At 41.8% G+C, this 213-nt stretch carries 1 protein-coding gene; it reads right to left on the bottom strand.

Features of this window, described 5'->3' with window-relative positions; genetic code table 11:
• Positions 1 to 213: hypothetical protein (locus LKX83_RS33505; protein WP_227887641.1), on the bottom strand; the 213-nt coding region annotated here is incomplete at both ends.

Below are 213 nucleotides of genomic sequence, written 5' to 3'. Positions count from 1 at the left end.
CATAAATCTACGCCCATATCCGGATATAGTTTTCTCATATTCTCAATAACAGCCTGCAGGACATCATCCACATTAATCGAAGAGTGAAATTTCTTCGTAATTTCAAATAACATCGCCTGCTTTTGCTCATCACGCTGCGCACGCATATGCAATGTAGAATTATGCACAGCCGGGCTCAATCTTTTAGTAAACCGACAGACGAATCGCTCTTCC

This window comes from Cohnella baijiui (assembly GCF_020731285.1).
Taxonomy (GTDB): Bacteria; Bacillota; Bacilli; order Paenibacillales; family Paenibacillaceae; genus Cohnella.
Note: the sequence above shows the minus strand (reverse complement) of the source record. Positions and strands in the feature narration are given on the sequence as shown.